At 68.5% G+C, this 16,017-nt stretch carries 13 protein-coding genes and 3 pseudogenes; 11 read left to right on the forward strand and 5 right to left on the reverse strand.

Annotation, left to right across the window (positions count from 1 at the left end; all coding sequences use genetic code 11):
• The first annotated feature begins 10 nt into the window (after positions 1 to 10).
• Both OHU89_RS51365 and OHU89_RS51370 read left to right on the forward strand, forming a co-directional pair.
• Entirely contained in the window at positions 11 to 493 is a 483-nt protein-coding gene (locus OHU89_RS51365) for a hypothetical protein (RefSeq protein ID WP_405653839.1), read from the forward strand.
• 260 nt (positions 494 to 753) lie between these two features.
• Positions 754 to 1,409, forward strand: a pseudogene (locus OHU89_RS51370) (hypothetical protein).
• Positions 1,410 to 1,415: 6 nt separating this feature from the next.
• Here OHU89_RS51370 and OHU89_RS51375 read toward each other — a convergent pair.
• The 3 genes and pseudogenes from OHU89_RS51375 to OHU89_RS51385 all read right to left on the reverse strand — a co-directional run bounded on the left by OHU89_RS51375 (position 1,416) and on the right by OHU89_RS51385 (position 3,847).
• On the reverse strand, positions 1,416 to 3,038 hold the full coding sequence (locus tag OHU89_RS51375; protein ID WP_405654237.1) for an ISAzo13 family transposase: 1,623 nt from the start codon (positions 3,036 to 3,038) through the stop codon (positions 1,416 to 1,418).
• A gap of 85 nt (positions 3,039 to 3,123) precedes the next feature.
• A pseudogene (locus tag OHU89_RS51380) lies at positions 3,124 to 3,435 on the reverse strand (IS5/IS1182 family transposase); the annotation flags it as partial.
• Positions 3,436 to 3,487: 52 nt separating this feature from the next.
• Positions 3,488 to 3,847 (reverse strand): hypothetical protein, encoded by a 360-nt coding sequence (locus OHU89_RS51385; RefSeq protein ID WP_405653841.1) that lies wholly within the window; start codon positions 3,845 to 3,847, stop codon positions 3,488 to 3,490.
• 634 nt (positions 3,848 to 4,481) lie between these two features.
• Between OHU89_RS51385 and OHU89_RS51390 the strand changes: the two genes are divergently transcribed.
• Complete coding sequence (locus tag OHU89_RS51390) at positions 4,482 to 5,294, forward strand: IPT/TIG domain-containing protein (protein ID WP_405653843.1); 813 nt, start codon at positions 4,482 to 4,484, stop codon at positions 5,292 to 5,294.
• Positions 5,295 to 5,427: 133 nt separating this feature from the next.
• Positions 5,428 to 6,669 carry an IPT/TIG domain-containing protein gene (locus OHU89_RS51395; RefSeq protein ID WP_405653845.1) on the forward strand — a complete coding sequence of 414 codons (1,242 nt, stop codon included), beginning with the start codon at positions 5,428 to 5,430 and terminating at the stop codon, positions 6,667 to 6,669.
• Between the two features lie 61 nt (positions 6,670 to 6,730).
• Here OHU89_RS51395 and OHU89_RS51400 read toward each other — a convergent pair whose 3' ends face one another.
• Positions 6,731 to 7,936, reverse strand: a complete 1,206-nt coding sequence (locus OHU89_RS51400; RefSeq protein ID WP_405653847.1) for a hypothetical protein — start codon at positions 7,934 to 7,936, stop codon at positions 6,731 to 6,733.
• Positions 7,937 to 8,203: 267 nt separating this feature from the next.
• Here OHU89_RS51400 and OHU89_RS51405 point away from each other — a divergent pair, with 267 nt between their 5' ends.
• The 7 genes from OHU89_RS51405 (at position 8,204) to OHU89_RS51435 (ending at position 15,202) form a co-directional block, all read left to right on the forward strand.
• Positions 8,204 to 9,019 (forward strand): hypothetical protein, encoded by an 816-nt coding sequence (locus OHU89_RS51405; RefSeq protein ID WP_405653849.1) that lies wholly within the window; start codon positions 8,204 to 8,206, stop codon positions 9,017 to 9,019.
• A gap of 88 nt (positions 9,020 to 9,107) precedes the next feature.
• Entirely contained in the window at positions 9,108 to 9,473 is a 366-nt protein-coding gene (locus OHU89_RS51410) for a helix-turn-helix domain-containing protein (protein WP_405653851.1), read from the forward strand.
• A 359-nt stretch (positions 9,474 to 9,832) separates the two neighbouring features.
• Positions 9,833 to 11,455, forward strand: coding sequence for an ISAzo13 family transposase (locus OHU89_RS51415; protein ID WP_405654237.1), 1,623 nt, complete (start codon positions 9,833 to 9,835; stop codon positions 11,453 to 11,455).
• Between the two features lie 556 nt (positions 11,456 to 12,011).
• A complete protein-coding gene (locus tag OHU89_RS51420) occupies positions 12,012 to 12,482 on the forward strand; it encodes a hypothetical protein (protein WP_405653853.1) in 471 nt (156 codons plus the stop codon).
• 414 nt (positions 12,483 to 12,896) lie between these two features.
• Complete coding sequence (locus tag OHU89_RS51425) at positions 12,897 to 13,376, forward strand: hypothetical protein (protein WP_405638640.1); 480 nt, start codon at positions 12,897 to 12,899, stop codon at positions 13,374 to 13,376.
• A gap of 5 nt (positions 13,377 to 13,381) precedes the next feature.
• Positions 13,382 to 14,917, forward strand: coding sequence for an ISKra4 family transposase (locus OHU89_RS51430; protein WP_405654216.1), 1,536 nt, complete (start codon positions 13,382 to 13,384; stop codon positions 14,915 to 14,917).
• A 147-nt stretch (positions 14,918 to 15,064) separates the two neighbouring features.
• Positions 15,065 to 15,202 (forward strand): transposase family protein, encoded by a 138-nt coding sequence (locus tag OHU89_RS51435; protein ID WP_405655060.1) that lies wholly within the window; start codon positions 15,065 to 15,067, stop codon positions 15,200 to 15,202.
• Positions 15,203 to 15,334: 132 nt separating this feature from the next.
• Here OHU89_RS51435 and OHU89_RS51440 read toward each other — a convergent pair.
• Positions 15,335 to 15,967, reverse strand: a pseudogene (locus OHU89_RS51440) (transposase family protein); the annotation flags it as partial.
• Positions 15,968 to 16,017: the final 50 nt, after the last annotated feature.

Consider the following 16,017-nt stretch of genomic DNA (forward strand, 5'->3'; position numbering starts at 1 on the left):
ATATCGAGGCATGGGTGCAAGACCGGTGGCGCGTGTGCGAGCGGGCGGCGGTGCTGCCGAGCCGGTGTACGCGTCGCCGCTCGGTGCGCTGCTGCCGGAGGGGCGTATCCGTCCCGGGACGGTGGTCAGTGCTGGGGGAGACGTGCCGCTGCTGCTGGCGCTGGCCGCCGAAGCCTCCGCCGGCGCGGCCCGCCGCTTGGCCGAGGCCGCCGCCCCGGCCGGCATCGGCACCGTCTACGGCGCCGAACTCACCCTCGACGACCCGCTGCTGGCAACCCCGGTGGTGCTCGCCCGCACCCTGGAAGGGGTTCCGGCTGCTGTCCGCCACGATCACCGCCGCGCAGCTGGCCGGCCAAGAACGCCCCCGTCTACGACCTGCACGCGCTGTCGGTGGCCGTGCACAGCGGCCATTGGGCGGTCCTGCCCGGCTGCCCCGCTCCCGGCCTCGACCGGCGCGATGTCACCGCGGTCGCTCACCGCCTTGAGCGCCTGAGCGAGATCTTCGGCAGCAGCCTGTATGCCGAACTCACCGACCACCACCTGCCCGAGGACTCCGTCGCGAACGACGTCACCGTGGTCGCCGCCCGCCGCCTGGGCCTGCCCGTCGTGGCCAGCGGCGCCGTCCACTACGCCGCCCCCCGTGAGGCCCGCCTCGCCCAGGCGCTTGCCGCGCTGCGCCGCCGCGACACCCTCGACCAGGCGGCCGGCCACCTCCACCCGGCCCCGACCGCCCACCTGCGCTCACCCGCCGAAATGAGGCGCGCTCTGGCCCGCTACCCCGGCGTGGTGGAGGCCACCGTCGACCTGGGCCGCACCTGCGTCATCGACCTCGGGCAGCTGCGGCCCCAGCTGCCCGGGTTTCCCACCCCGGCCGGCTATGACGAGGACGCCTGGCTGCGCTACCTCGCCGAACGCGCCTGCACCGCCCGCTACGGCGACCGCGACGAACCGGATCCGGAGACGGTCAGGGCGTGGAAGCAACTCGACCACGAACTCGCCGTCATCGCCGAGCTGGGCATGGCCGGCTACTTCTTGATCGTCCACGACATCGTCCAATTCGCCGTCGGCCGCGGCATCTGGTGCCCCGAGGCTCCGCCGCGAGCAGCGTCGTCTGCTACGTCCTGATCACCGCCGTCGACGCCCTGAAAAACGGGCTGCTCTTCGAGCGCTTCCTCAGCGTCGAGAAGGCCGGCCCGCCGGACATCGACATCGACTTCGAAAACGGCCGCCGTGAGAGGTCATCCAGTACGTCTACGGCCGCGACCACGCCGCCCAGGTCGCTAACGTCATCACCTACCAGCCCCGCCTCGCCGTCCACTTCCCTGTCAAGTTCAGCGTGTCGAAGTTCGTGCTACAGACCAGCCAGGTACCCCGCAGGGGCCTGCCGATCAATAACTCGTCGATCTTGATGGGGATTACGGGAGGGTGGGGTCGTGCCCGGCGATCGCGGCGAGTTGTTGTGCCGTGGTCACGGTGAGGGCGCCGGTCGGGATCTTGTGCCCGAGCGCGGTGAGCACGGGGGTGACCTCCTGGAGGGTCGCGCCGATTCTGCTCTTGGCCAGGCCGGTCGCCTCGGCGAGAACGGTGTTCGTCATGGACCAGCGCCGCTTGAGGAGGAAGACGACAAGCTGGTCGGAGACGGAGAGCCGTCTGCCGCCGGCGCCGGGGCCGCCGTCGGGGCGTTTCCCGGGCAGGAAGATCGGCGGGTGCTCGGCACGCCAGGCTCGGTAGCGGACGGCGAGATCGTCAAAGGCGGCGGGCTCGAGTCCGGTGAGGCTGGGGTGCCGCAGCCAGGCGGGGAGCTTGTCCCCGGTGGGAAAGCGCCCGAACTCGGTGCTGGGCGGGGGCGGTTCGGGAGCGAGTGGTTCGGGGCGCAACGTGTAGTTCCATGCGCCGTGCCACTCGTGCGGCGTCAGGGGCAGACGCTCCATGACGGTGTCGGGGACGGTGACGCCGGTGGGGTAGGCGCCGGGGTCGAGCTCGGCGTGGACGGACAGCCCGCTGCGTGTCGTGGTCGCTCCGATGGTGCTGACGACGACTTCGTGGCTGGTCAGGGGCCTGCCACGCCAGTTGATACTGATCTGCGAGAACAGCCGGTGCTCTATTTTGTTCCACTTCGATGTTCCCGGTGGAAAGTGACAGACAGTCACATCAAGGCCCGACTCATAGGCGAAATCGGCGAGTTCCTTCTTCCAGGCACGCACACGGTAGCCGTTGGAGCCTCCGGCATCGGCGGTGACCAGCAGGCGAGAAGCGTGCGGGTAGCGGCGGTGCCCCTCACCGTTCCACCAGCGGCGCAAAGTGGCCACCGCGAAGGCAGAGGTGTCCCCGTCGCAGCCCACCGACACCCAGCCGGTATCCGCGCCGATGTCGTAGATCCCGTACGGCACCGCTTTCTGGGCGCCCTTCTCGGGGAAGTCGTGCGCACGCACCTGCACCGGCTGCCCGGCGCGATGCCACTCGCGTCCGATGACCGCGTAGTTGCCCAGCGTCTCCTTCTTCTTGGCATCCACGCTGATGACCGGCTGCCCGTCGGCGAGGTACGCCGTGACCTGGTCGTTGATGTAGCGGAACTGGGCGTCCCGGTCCGGATGCCGGGCCCCCTCGGTGGTCCTCGAGGTGCCCTGCAGGGAGAAGCCCTCCGCCTTCAACAGCGTGGCCACCGTGTCCGAAGCGACCCGGTGCCCCTGGCGCGTCAGCTCGGCCGCCAGATTCCGGGTGGACTTCACCGTCCACAGCAGCGGAGATTCCGGGTCGCCGCGCTGGTCCGGCTCGACCAGCGCCAGCAACGCGGGCACCAGCCCCGGATCGGCCTCCCGCAAGGGCTTCCGCCCCGCGCCCGGTGCCCGCACCCGGCCAGCGGGCTCCTCCGCGTGCTCCAGCTCCCGCTTCCCGCGCGACACCGTGGACTCCGCCACCCCGGCCGCTCCGGCCACCATGCGGATCCCACCGTGGCCCAGAACGCGGGCCGCGGCGCCCAGCATCAGGCGCTGCTGGCGCTCATCGAGATGCGGCAGCAACAGCCCGAACGCATCCACCAACTCTGCCTTCGTCCCCTCCGACACCCCCGCATCCTACGACCCAACAGCCCACGAAAACCTAAGAGTTATTGATCGGCAGGCCCCTGAGGGCCCGGTCCAGGCGTGGGGCGCGGGCGGCGAGCAGGCCGACGACCTCCCTCACCCATCGGGTCACGGTGGTGCGGTGTACTCCGTTGCCGCCGGCCAGGTCGCCGGGCCGCTGGTCACAGCGCAGCACTGCCAGCACGATGGTGGCGATCTTCCCCGCGGGCAGGGCGCGCCACCGCGAGCCGATCTTCTTGAGGTGGCCGCGTATCAGGTCGGCGAGCCAGTTCAGGGTGGCGCTCGACAGCGGCAGGCGGGCGGTGTAGACAAGGCCGTCAGGGCCGTCGACGGAACTGTTGTTTTTCGTCACACAAACTCAACTGCTGTCGGGGGCCCGTCAGTTACGGGCGCGCCCCTCGCGACTACGGACGTGCGGTGAACCGCCCGTCGCCCCGCTTGTGCAGCCAGCCGCGGTCGGCGAGCTTGGTCATCTTCGCCCGCAGAGGCTCCAGCTTGCCGCGCACCGAGGCGTCCAGACCCAGCCGCTCGCCGACCGCCCCGACCTGCGACGCGGCGTTCAGGAACTTCTGCACCCGGTCCGGCGTCGCATGCCCCGCCCGCGCCGACAGCGTCCACCCGTTCACCCGGCCCAGGCCCGCCAGCAGGCCCTCGACCAAGTCCGCGAACACCTCCCGCGGCTCCGGCCGCGCGAACAGGTCCCCCAACCCCTCCGTCAGCGACACCAACTCCTCAGCCCACAGGCCGAGATGCTCCTCCGTCACATCCACCAGCATGACCACTCAACGACAGCACCGATCAACCGTCACAAGATCCGCTGCTGTAGTACCCGGAGGGGTCTCACCTCCGGGCCACCCGACAGTACGAGGCGGGCTCGCTCATCGAGTTCACAGCCGACTGCACCCCGCACAATCCCTGCAGAAGACAGTGACGGCCCGCAGAAGGGGCGCAAAGAGGGCGGTCTTCAGATTGATTTGATGCACATATCGCGCGCTCGGCCAAAGGGATGACATCTTGCCATTTTCATTGTGCCGAACACCACTCGGGTGGCCTACTCTAACTACCTGATCAGGTGGACCGCAAATTCCTCCACACCCATAGTCGGCGGCCGATAAACGGCGTCAACTGCCTTCAGAGCAGCCCGACTTCCGTAAAATCCCGCACGGCTTGGGCGCTCAGCCCTCCGCCTCCCCCGTTGCCGAGGGGTCAGGCCGCTCGCGGCACACCAGCACCAACCCCCGTCACAGGGCGGACAGCCCCGGCACCTCTGCCGTACTCCCTGTTCGCGCCCCATGCGCCCCCTTCCAACAGCCTGCGTACCCCGAGGCCGCGCGGGCCCGCACGCCTTCCCCCCCACCCAGCACTACTCGAGCAGCACTCGAAAGAAGGAGACACATCATGGCAACCATCAGCTCGATCAGCCCGACCCAGGGCAACAGCGGGGACGTCCTGACCATCACCGGCACCGGCCTGGGCAACAGCACGGTCACCACCAAGGTGAACTTCGGGGCCCGAACGGTCACCCCCAGCACCGTCACCCCCACCTCCGTCACCGTTACCGTCCCGCCGCTCTGCGGCGGGCAGTACAACGTCAGCGTCACCGTCTCAGGATCGACCAGCAACTCACGGTCGTTCTTCTACGTCGGCGCCCCGGTGTGCTCGTTCCTGAGCCCCGCTCAGGGACCGGAGACCCCCACGGAAGCCGTCACCATCATCGGCACCGGCCTGGCGACCACGGCGTCGGTGACCTTCGGCGCCGAGGCCCCGGTCACGACCTTCACCACGACGGGGGACACCACGGTCGTCGTCACCCCTCCCGCGCACACCGTCACCGGTGACACGGAGACCCTGGATGTCGTCGTCACCACCGTCGGCGGCGACAGCGTCTCAAGCAGCGGCGCGACCCAGTTCACCTACTACAACCTCCCGACGGTCACCTCGGTGTCCCCCGCCACGGGAGCGGCCGGCGAAGCGGGCATCGTCGTCGAAGGCACCAGTTTCGTCGATGTCACTGTCGTGACCTTCACGAACACCGTCACCCCCGCCAACACCTTCGACGTGCCGCTCGAGGACATCGTCGGGCTCGACACGACCCAACTCGTCGTCCCCGCACCCGCCGGCCTCACGTCCGGCCAGGTGTACGACATCACGGTCACCACGCCTGGCGGCGAGAGTACGACCTCCGCGGCGGACCAGTACACCGTGACCTGAGAACCCCACGGCCCCTGACCCCAAGCTGACGGCCACCCTTCAGCACACCCCGAGAGCGGCGTGCGCAGACCGCTGTGCCCTGGCCGGAGTCGGCCAGGGCACAGCGCACACGGTAAGCGACAAGGAGAACGGCATGGCCGCGGCGATCAGCAGCCTCAGCCCCAGTCAGGGCCCCAGCGCGGGGGGGCACACAGTCGTGATCAACGGGACGGGCTTCACCGGCGCCACGTTGGTGAGGTTCCGCACGACGTCCGCATCGTTCAGTGTGCTGAGCGCGACGAGGATCATCGCCATCGCCCCCGCGGGCACTGGGTCGGTGGCGGTGACGGTCACCACTGCGAGCGGGACGAGCAACAGTGCCGTCTACACGTATGTCACGACGCCGGTGATCACCGGTCTGAGCCCGAGTCAGGGGTCCGCTGCCGGTGGAAACGTGATCACGGTCCAGGGGACGGGGTTCACCAGTGCCACCTTGGTCGCATTCGGCCTGACGCCCACGTCGTTCAACGTGGTCAGCGCGACGCAGATCACCGCCACCGCTCCCACGGGCACTGGGTCGGTGCCGGTCACGGTCACCACTGCGAGCGGGACGAGCAACAGCGTCTTCTACACATACGCCGTGACGCCGGTGATCACCGGTCTGAGCCCGAGTCAGGGGCCCACTGCCGGCGGAAACGTGATCACGATCCAGGGAACGGGGTTCACCAGTGCCACCTCGGTCGCATTCGGTGTGACACCCGCGTCATTCAACGTGGTCAGCGCGACGCAGATCACCGCCACCGTCCCCGCGGGGCCGGCAGCGCCGGTCAATGTCACGGTCACCACACCGGCGGGGACCAGCAACCCGATGGTGTACTCCTATGTCGCGGCCCCGGCCGTCTTCTCGCTCGACCCGGGCATGGGGCCGGAAGCCGGCGGCAACACGGTGACCATCACCGGCACCGATCTGACACTCGCCACTGCCGTCACGTTCGGTACCAACGAGGCGACGAACATCAACGTGCTCTCGGACAGTCTGATCACGGCCGACGCTCCCGGCGGCACCGACACCGTCACCGTCACCGTCACCACGCCGGGCGGTACCAGCACGCCCGGTACGGGCAACGCCTACTACACCTACGTCGGGATCCCGGCGATCGACAGCCTCATCCCGGACGAGGGACCGGCCCACGGGGGGAGCAACGTTGCCATCTTCGGAAGCAACCTCACCCATACCGATGAAGTCCGTTTCGGCGGCACGGTGACGTTGTTCGCAGCGGTCTCCGACAACCTGGTTGTCGCCACCTCCCCGGCAGGGGAGCCCGGCACGGTCGACGTCACCGTTCACACCCCCGGGGGCGACAGCAACGGTGTCGCGTACCAGTACGAGGCGTGAACCAAGCCCGGGGCCGGCAGACCACAGCGGACCGGAGGGCGGAAACGCCCGACCGCACACTCTACTTGTGGTGGGGCCGGCTCTTGACGTCAGTGGATTCGTCGACAGCACTGCACTGAACGTTCGTCCGACCCGAGTCCAGACTCAGGCCACTGGTGTTGCCGCAGGCGTTGTTCTGGCGGCCCTCCTGAGCGATGTTCTGCTGGAGCAAAGAGGCGGCGCTGTCGCCGCCGGTGGCCTCGGCGCCGCCGTTGTGGGTGACGGTGCCCTTGTTCTTCGAGCTGTCGAGCGCCACGCAGTCCGCCTCGGTGCTGCCGAGGACGCCACTGTTGTTGGTGTTGCCGCAGGCGTTGTTCTGGCGGCCCTCCTGAGCCAGGTTCTGCTGTGCCGCCCCCAAACCGTCGCCGCCGGTGGCCTCGGCGCCGCCGTTGTGGGTGACGGTGCCCTTGTTCTTCGAGGTGTCGCGTGCCGCGCAGTCCGCCTCGGTGCTGCCGGGGACGCCACTGTTGTTGGTGTTGCCGCAGGCGTTGTTCTGGCGGCCCTCCTGAGCCAGGTTCTGCTCGTTCAGGATGGAGACGCCGTCGCCGTCGCCGCCGGTGGCCTGGGCGCCACCGTTGTCGGTGACGGTGCCCTTGTTCTTCGAGCTGTCGTGTGCCACACAGTCCGCCTCGGTCTCACCGGAGACGGTCGTGTCGTTGGTGTTGCCGCAGGCGTTGTTCTGGCGGCCCTCCTGAGCCAGGTTCTGCTGGTAGAAGGACGACTCACCGCCGGTGGCCTCGGCGCCACCGTTGTCGGTGACGGTGCCCTTGTTCTTCGAGGTGTCGCGTGCCGCGCAGTCCGCCTTCATCTCACCGGGGGAGTCCAGCGCGCTGTTGGTGTTGCCGCAGATATTGTTCTGCCGCCCCTCCTCGGCGAAGTTCTGCTGGTACACGGCATCGCCACCGCCGACGGCCTCGGCGCCGTCGGCGGTGGACGAGGCATCGACGCTGTGAGACTGGTCAACGGTCTCGCAGCCCGCTTCGGACTGGCCGTCGAGCAGAGAACCGGCGGACGACGAGAAGAAGCCGCAGGCGTTGTTCTGCCGGCCGTCCAGCGCCGTGTTCTGATCGAACACCTCGGCCACGCCGGATCCCCCGGTGGCCTTCGCGCCGCCGTCCGGTCCGTCGGGCTCTTCCGCTCCCGCGCTCACGCCCGTGGACAGCAGCCCGGCGAATGCCACGGCCGCGAGCGCGGCGTCCCTGGCCCTGCGTACTGCGCTGGTCCTCATGCATCCTCCTACGGAACGCTCACAACTTCGGGCCTTTGGATCTCCAACGCTGTACCTTCAGTCAGGGCACGGCCCGCACATGAGGATTCCCTCATATGCGTACTTCCTGCGATGTGTGCGCTCTTGAGGAGACCGTCCGATCGTCGGCGGCGCGATGCGCTGTTCGAGTGATCGCATATCCCGGCCCGTGACCTGCTGGTCCCGTGTCGGTTGACCGGTTCCCGGGTCGCGATGTGCTGCTCGTCGGCCAACTACCGGAGATACCGAATGGGCGTGATCGGCAGGACAGCGCTGCTGGCGATGGCCGTCAGCACTCTTCTCGGTACGAGTGGGGAAGATGCCCACGCGAGCGCTCTTGATGACGCAGTCGGCGGCGGCGCGTTCGTCACCGCTCAGGAAGGCGACCAGAACTTCGACTGCGGCAATACCCGTGACCTGATCAACGTCAACGTTCTGCGGACCACCCGGCGGGAAACGTGTTCCGGCCACGGCGGCACGGAATTCACCGGGAACGGCACATCTGCGGTCGGCGGGACTGCTCTCGGCCCTCAGTTCACCACGGCGCAAAGCGGCGAACAAAACCTCCACTGCGGCAACTCCGCCGACATGCTCACCCTCAACGTCCTCGGCACCATCGACAAAAGGACCACCTGCGACACCGAACAGGGCCTGGGTCGCTCCGATGGCAGGGGGCGAGGCCCCGGTCCCGGCCGTGGAGATGGATCCGGCCCTGCCTCGGCGGTCGGCGGGACTGCTCTCGGCCCTCAGTTCACCACGGCGCAAAGCGGCGAGCAAAACCTCCACTGCGGCAACTCCGCCGACATGCTCACCCTCAACGTCCTCGGCACCATCGACAAAAGGACCACGTGCACGGCCGTGGACCGCTCCGGCGGACTCGCGTCTCACGACGGCTTCCACCGCGGCAGGGCCACGGCTGAGAGCGGCACCGCGGTGGGCCCGCAGTCCGCCACCGCGCAGACCGGCAGCCAGAACCTGTATTGCGGGGCCGACGAAGACCTGGTGAGCGTGCCCGTCCTGGGCGAGACCCGCAAAGACGCCATCTGCGCGGCAACGAAGAGCTAGTGTCCTGCACCAGTAGTTGATCGTTAGAAGTGGTATGTCTTCTGCTGCTGGTGCGTCAGTTCCTCGTCGGGGCCCGAAGTTGGAGCCGTTGCTGCTGTCCGCTGAGGAGCGGGCGGAGTTGGAGCGGTGGACGCGTCGGGCGACATCGGCCCAGGCCCTGGCCCTGCGGGCGCGGATTGTGCTGGCGTGCGCGGGGCCGGAAGTACCGCCGATCGTCGCGGTCGCCCGCGATCTTGGGGTGACCGCGGACACCGTCCGCAAGTGGCGGCGGCGTTTCCTGGTTCAGCGACTGGACGGTCTGGCCGACGAGCCGAGGCCGGGCCGGCCGCCCACCATCAGTGTCGATCAGGTGGAGGCGGTCGTGGTCACGACGCTGGAGAAGATCCCGAAGAACGCCACCCACTGGTCACGCAAATTGATGGCCGAGCACAGTGAAACCCCAACTCTGCCGTAGTGGTGATTCGTGAGGGATCGACAGATACGCGCACAGGCACGGCTCCCGGTGATCATGGAGTGTCGAGTTCGCTGATCACCACAACGGAAGACCGTGCCTGCTGCGTCAGCATCGCCCATGCCTGCCGTGCTGGGTCAACTCGCCGGTTTGTCCGGGCAGCCGCAGCGAAGAAGGCTGGTCTTCGCCGCAACGCCCGCGCCCCCACCGCCCCTTCGCACTCCTCGGCCTCTCGTGATCAAAAAGCGGGCGTCACACAACTACGCCGAAACCCTGGGGCCTGCCGATCAATAACTCTTAGGTTTTCGTGGGCTGTTGGGTCGTAGGATGCGGGGGTGTCGGAGGGGACGAAGGCAGAGTTGGTGGATGCGTTCGGGCTGTTGCTGCCGCATCTCGATGAGCGCCAGCAGCGCCTGATGCTGGGCGCCGCGGCCCGCGTTCTGGGCCACGGTGGGATCCGCATGGTGGCCGGAGCGGCCGGGGTGGCGGAGTCCACGGTGTCGCGCGGGAAGCGGGAGCTGGAGCACGCGGAGGAGCCCGCTGGCCGGGTGCGGGCACCGGGCGCGGGGCGGAAGCCCTTGCGGGAGGCCGATCCGGGGCTGGTGCCCGCGTTGCTGGCGCTGGTCGAGCCGGACCAGCGCGGCGACCCGGAATCTCCGCTGCTGTGGACGGTGAAGTCCACCCGGAATCTGGCGGCCGAGCTGACGCGCCAGGGGCACCGGGTCGCTTCGGACACGGTGGCCACGCTGTTGAAGGCGGAGGGCTTCTCCCTGCAGGGCACCTCGAGGACCACCGAGGGGGCCCGGCATCCGGACCGGGACGCCCAGTTCCGCTACATCAACGACCAGGTCACGGCGTACCTCGCCGACGGGCAGCCGGTCATCAGCGTGGATGCCAAGAAGAAGGAGACGCTGGGCAACTACGCGGTCATCGGACGCGAGTGGCATCGCGCCGGGCAGCCGGTGCAGGTGCGTGCGCACGACTTCCCCGAGAAGGGCGCCCAGAAAGCGGTGCCGTACGGGATCTACGACATCGGCGCGGATACCGGCTGGGTGTCGGTGGGCTGCGACGGGGACACCTCTGCCTTCGCGGTGGCCACTTTGCGCCGCTGGTGGAACGGTGAGGGGCACCGCCGCTACCCGCACGCTTCTCGCCTGCTGGTCACCGCCGATGCCGGAGGCTCCAACGGCTACCGTGTGCGTGCCTGGAAGAAGGAACTCGCCGATTTCGCCTATGAGTCGGGCCTTGATGTGACTGTCTGTCACTTTCCACCGGGAACATCGAAGTGGAACAAAATAGAGCACCGGCTGTTCTCGCAGATCAGTATCAACTGGCGTGGCAGGCCCCTGACCAGCCACGAAGTCGTCGTCAGCACCATCGGAGCGACCACGACACGCAGCGGGCTGTCCGTCCACGCCGAGCTCGACCCCGGCGCCTACCCCACCGGCGTCACCGTCCCCGACACCGTCATGGAGCGTCTGCCCCTGACGCCGCACGAGTGGCACGGCGCATGGAACTACACGTTGCGCCCCGAACCACTCGCTCCCGAACCGCCCCCGCCCAGCACCGAGTTCGGGCGCTTTCCCACCGGGGACAAGCTCCCCGCCTGGCTGCGGCACCCCAGCCTCACCGGACTCGAGCCCGCCGCCTTTGACGATCTCGCCGTCCGCTACCGAGCCTGGCGTGCCGAGCACCCGCCGATCTTCCTGCCCGGGAAACGCCCCGACGGCGGCCCCGGCGCCGGCGGCAGACGGCTCTCCGTCTCCGACCAGCTTGTCGTCTTCCTCCTCAAGCGGCGCTGGTCCATGACGAACACCGTTCTCGCCGAGGCGACCGGCCTGGCCAAGAGCAGAATCGGCGCGACCCTCCAGGAGGTCACCCCCGTGCTCACCGCGCTCGGGCACAAGATCCCGACCGGCGCCCTCACCGTGACCACGGCACAACAACTCGCCGCGATCGCCGGGCACGACCCCACCCTCCCGTAATCCCCATCAAGATCGACGAGTTATTGATCGGCAGGCCCCAGGGCTTCGGCGTAGTCGCATGACGTCCGGTTCGTGATCATTCGAGGTCGGGGAGTGCGAGGGAGCGGCGAGGGTCGCGGCGTAGGTCGGTCGCGATGTTTCGCTCCGGCCGCGCGGAGGACTTTGATGGCGAGGTTGCGCCAGGTGGCCATCGCGCGGGGGTGTTGCCGGTCCACAGCTGGGAGGCGTCTTCGGCGAAGGTGGTGTCGCGGACTGGGCTGTCGACTTCCGGAGCGCCACCGAGCTGATAAGCCGCCAGGAACCGGGCCCACACGAGAACGCTGAAGCCTTGGGTTCTCACCCACTAATCCTCCGCATCTCGGGGGGAATCACAATCACGCGCACGATCGAGACAGCCGGGGGTGTGTACGCACCCGGACACCTGGGGGACCCTCTTCTCCAAGTCGCCCCGCAAGTGCGTGAAGCAAGCGGGTGAATATAGGAGAACGAAATGGCCACTGCCGCGTTGGACAGAGGTCCCTGGACAAACCCTGGCAGCTACTCCATGGAGGCTCCCATGCGACTTGGCATGAAGACCGCCCTACTCAGTGCAGCAATCGGCGCGCTGAGTGTCTCCGCCGTGGGCAGTGCCCATGCCGAGGATCTCCCCCCCGGGCACAATCACGAATCCCGCCCCGCGCACGCCGGAGAGTCCCACGACGGCCACTCCGACGATTCGCTCTATGTCACGAAGCATCACCGCAAGAAGTACTTCAGCAGGATCGAAGAAACCAGCAGGCCCGCCCCCGTCGCCGAAGTACCAGCGGACGCTCTGTGTAGCCAATCCGTCACTACCACCGGCGGTGACGCGACAACTGGTGATGCGGCCGCTACGGGCGGGGCAGCCACCACAACCGCTACGCAAACCCAGACCTGCAACATTACGGTGAACCTGCCGCCGGTCGGTTCGGGCGAGTCAAATCAAATCAGGACGGAGACCCGCACGACAAGCTTCATCGAAGAGGACCGCACGAAGATCCGCCACTGAAATTACTCGCAGGGTTCCAGTGAATTGCGCACCGGCTTGTAGCAAGGTTTCTGCGTAATTGCACGATGCCTGGTTCGTGATCCGCAACTGCGCCGAAGCGTTCGACGTGAGGGCTTGGACCTCAGTGCTTCGGCGTAGTCGCGTGACGCCAGGTTCGTGGCGATCTGCCAGCTCAGCGGCCCTCTCGTAATGGCAGGCACGGCTTCCAAGATCATAGAGTTCACTACGCCCCGTGATCCAAGTGGAAGACCGTGCCTGCCGACGCATCATCTCTGATGGGTGTAGATCTTCTGAGGGTGCCTCGTTGGGGTGATTCGCAGAGGTTCGGGATGTGGTCGGTCGTGCTGACTTCTACCGTCGCCGGGGTCGAGCCCGCCGTGAGGCGTGCGGGTGCTGAGCGAGGGTGGGTGTGGTGTGCCGTCGTTGATGGAGGCGTTGGAGGCCAGGCGAGCTGAGGTACTGGGCCATGCCGAGCGGCTGCGTGAGCAGATCGCTGGTCTGTCCGAGGAGTTGTCTGGGGCCGAGGAACGGCTGGCGCGGTTGCAGATCGCGCGGGAGACGGTGGAGGAGGTGTTGGCCGCGCCGTCTTCGCCGGTGCCGGGCTCGGACGGCGCGGGTGGGCGTGACGGCGGGGTCGCCGTGGCGCTGTTGAAGGCCGAGTCGGAGCTGGATGTGACGGTGATGTCGCCGGAGTACCGGGAGATCATCGCCTTGTTCGCGACCTCGGGAGCGGCGATGCGCTGCAAAGAGGTCTGTCGGCAACTGGGTCTGGGGACCGAGCCGCGGCACGTCGAGGGGATGCGCTCGAAGCTGAAGCGGCTGGTGGAGCGCGGAATCCTGGCCGAGCCTTCGTCCGGGCTGTTCAAGGTCGACGGCCGAAAGCAGGGGTGGTGAGCGTGGTGAGGCCGTCCGATGGTGCGCTCGCGGAGTGTGAGGACGCTTTCGCCGCCTCGGCGGGTCTGTTCGCCGCGGCGTGTGCGGAGCTGGCGGCTCCGGAAGCTGCGGTGATGACGCACGCGCGGTTGGAGGACCTGCTGGGTGCGCGGATGCGCGAGGTCACCCGGCAGTTGTTCCAGGACCACCTGACCCTGCGGGCCAGGGACGAGGTGCGCCGTGAGGACGTCGTGGACGCTGCCGGTGCCGGGCGCTCCCGGATCGAGCGGGGCCGGCGCCGGATGCTGGCCACGGTGTTCGGCAAGGTCACCGTGGTCCGGATCGCCTACCGCGGCACCAGGGTGGCGGACCTGCACCCGGCTGACGCGGTGCTGAACCTTCCGGACGCACTGCACTCGCACGGGCTGGCCAGGCTCGCCGCGATCGAGTCCGCCCGCGGCAGCTTCGCCGATGCCTGCGAGCGGATCAACGCCGTCACCGGCTCCGGAATCGGGCACCGGCAGGTCCAGGAACTCGCCGTCGGCGCCGCAGTCGACATCGACGCGTTCTACGACGCCCTCGTGCCGGCTCCCTGCACCGGCACCACGCCGCTGATCTTGTCGGTCGACGGCAAGGGCGTGGTGATAAGACCCGAAGCACTGCGTGAGGACACCGCGAAGGCTGCGGCCGCCAAGGGCGGCAACGCGATGAAGACCCGGCTGGCGTCCGGGGAGAAGCACGGCAGGAAACGGATGGCCACCCTGGGAGCCGTCTACGATGCCGAGCCCGCGCCGCGCACGGTGGACGACATCTTCGCCGACCCCGACCGGCAGGACGACGCCGCCCACGGCGCGACGCCCGAGCGCCGCCAGGGGCCGAAGGCCCGGTCGAAGTGGTTGTGCGGCTCGGTGACCGACACCGCCGCGCAGGTGGTGTCCGCCGTGTTCGACCAGGCAGAGCACCGCGACCCCGGCCACCGCCGTTGCTGGGTCGTCCTGGTCGACGGGGCCCGCCATCAGATCGACCTCATCAAGGCCGAAGCACTACAGCGCGGCGTGGACGTCCACATCATCGTCGACCTGATCCACGTGCTCGAATATCTGTGGCGAGCAGCCTGGTGCCTGCACGACAACGGCGACGCCTCCGCCGAGACCTGGGTCGCCCGCCACGCCCGCACCCTCCTGGCCGGCGGCGTGCAGCAGACCGCCGCCGCCATCGAGGAAGCCGCCCGCACCGCCGGACTGCGTGGCGCCCAGCGCAAAGGCATCGACGAGGCCGTGAACTACCTGACCGGCAAGGCCGAACACCTGCACTACGACACCGCCCTTGAACGCGGCTGGCCGATCGCCACCGGAATCATCGAGGGAGCATGCCGGCACCTGGTCAAAGACCGCCTGGACATCACCGGCGCCCGCTGGGGCCTGTCCGGAGCTGAAGCCGTACTCAAGCTGCGCGCCGTCCGCGCCAACGGCGACTTCGACGCCTACTGGACCTGGCACCAGCAGCAGGAATTCACCCGCAACCACCAGACGCGCTACCGCGACCAGGTCATACCTACCTGATCGACAGCGCCCTCATTAGATCTGCACCCATCTCTGATCCCTCCTGCCCTTGACCAACTGCGCGAGAATCCGCAGGTCGGACCCGAGGAGGTCCCGGGCCTGCTGGAGCGGCTGGCCGAGGTGCCGGACCCGCGTGATCCACGCGGGGTGCGCCACCGCCTGACCGTCGTGCTCGCACTCACCGCGTGCGCGGTGCTGGCTGGGGCGACATCGCTGCTGGCGGTCGGCGAGTGGATCACCGACGCCCCAGAGTATGTGCTGGAACAGGTCGGCGCCCCGCCCTGATCCGCTTCTGCCCAGGAGGGTCTTGCCCGCCGAGACCACGGTCCGCCGGCTGCTGGTCCGCATCGACGGCGACGCGCTGGACCGAGCCGTCGGGAGCTGGCTCGCGGAGTCGTTGGCCAGTCCCCGGTAACCCTCGTCGACCTCGGCTTTCACGCTGGGCCGGAGGCGGAACTGCTCGGCGATGCCCTCGGTGCGCACACAGGTCTGGTCGTGTATCCGGCCGGGACGCATCGCGCTGGACCACAGGGTGCGACCCTGGTGATCGCTGATCGTGGTGGTCTTGATGGTGTTCTGCCTGCGCTTGCCGGAGACGAAGGCCCGCCTGCCGGGCCGGTTGGCCCTGGGGCGCCGGACCTGGGTCTCGGTGCCGTCGATGCGCAGGATGACGTTCTCGGCGGCGGCATAGGCGAACACGTCCTCCAAGGTGTGCAGTCGCAGGCCGGGCCGGTCGGGGATGGCGAATCCACGCTCCGCCAGGAGCGGGCGGATCTCGCTGATGGCGCGGCCGATGGTGGAGGAGCCCACCTCGTAGATCACGCCGAGAGCCTCGTGGGTGAGGCCGGTGCGCAGGTGAACCAGGGTAGCCAGCAGCCGATCGGTGAAGACGAGTTCGTACCTCGGCCCGGCCCCGGCCTGCCGTCGGCGCGCTCCCCGGCGCCGCTTGTGCCGCGCGGACTCGCAGCGCGCTTCCCAGCGTGGCGCGAGCTCTTCGATCAACTCGCTGAGATGTTGGCGCGCGACGCCGCAGAAGGCAGCATGGGCCATGGCCGCGCGGGCCTGCTTGATCTTCACACCTCAAGAACCCGCGCGGCCGT

The organism is Streptomyces sp. NBC_00019 (genome assembly GCF_045041015.1).
In the GTDB taxonomy this organism is placed as follows: Bacteria; Actinomycetota; Actinomycetes; order Streptomycetales; family Streptomycetaceae; genus Streptomyces.